We start from the raw sequence: 1,074 nt of genomic DNA, 5'->3' as shown, positions 1-1,074 counted from the left end.
CGTGAGGGCGGGGCCGATGTCGCGCCCTCACGAGTGCCGCAGCCACTGATTGATCACAGCGACATGGATCGTGGCCTGGTAGCGGACAGCAAGTTTGTCGAACCGGGTCGCCACCGCCCGGTGCTGTTTCAGCTGGTTGATCCCCCGCTCGACAGCATTGCGGTCCCGGTAGATCGCCACATCGAATGCCGGGGGCCGGCCACCGCCACGACCCCGCCGCCGCCGATGTTCGGCCTGGTCGGCGGGGACCGGAATCGTCGCCCGGATCCCGTGACGACGCAACCATTCCCGGTTACCGCGACCGGAATACGCCTTGTCAGCCAACACCCGCTCGGGCCGTGCCCGCGCCCGACCACCACCGAGTTTCGGCACCACGATTCCTTCCAGCACTGCCGTGAACTGCGGACTGTCACCAGCCTGTCCTGCGGTGACCAGCACCGACAACACCCGACAGCCCTGATCACACGCCAGATGCAGTTTGCTGGTCCACCCGCCCCGTGAACGCCCCAGCCCGTGATCACCCGGTTCGCTCTGGCCGGGCCCCGCGGGTGGTTCGGCCTGCCCAGCGCCGTCGCGACGGGCCCCGGCAGCATGCGGATGAGCGCGGGTGATCGTGGAATCCACGCTGACCTGCCAGTCGATCACCCCGGCAGCATCGGCCACCGCCTGCAGCGAGGTCACGATCGCAGCCCACGCCCCGGCCCGCTGCCAGCGCCGGAACAATCCATACACCGCTTGCCAGGACCCGTACTCGGCCGGCACGTCCCGCCACGGTGATCCGACCCGGCACCGCCATCGGATCCCATCGATGAGCTGCCGTTTCGTCCACTTCGGCGGGCGGCCCGCCTTCTTCCCGCGAGGCAACAACGGCTCCAACCTCGCCCACTGGGCATCGGTCAGGTCCGCGCGCCCCGCCACCGCTAGGCTGGCCACGAGGTCTCCGGGGCTTATTCAGATTTGCTTGGTCGCTAATCCGAATACCGGAGACCTCGCCCATACGCCAACGCGGGCAACAACTTCAGCTGAACCTGCCGACGGGGTGGCACACCGCTCAGCGGTGCCACCCCATCACTC

At 68.3% G+C, this 1,074-nt stretch carries 1 protein-coding gene; it reads right to left on the bottom strand.

Going from position 1 to position 1,074, the window contains the following annotated elements; translation table 11 throughout:
- Positions 1-27 precede the first annotated feature (27 nt).
- Entirely contained in the window at positions 28-918 is an 891-nt protein-coding gene (locus ACWDSJ_RS37855; protein WP_450037685.1) for an IS5 family transposase, read from the bottom strand.
- Positions 919-1,074: the final 156 nt, after the last annotated feature.

Source organism: Nocardia sp. NPDC003482 (genome assembly GCF_053588115.1).
This window is presented reverse-complemented; position numbering and strand designations above follow the sequence as displayed.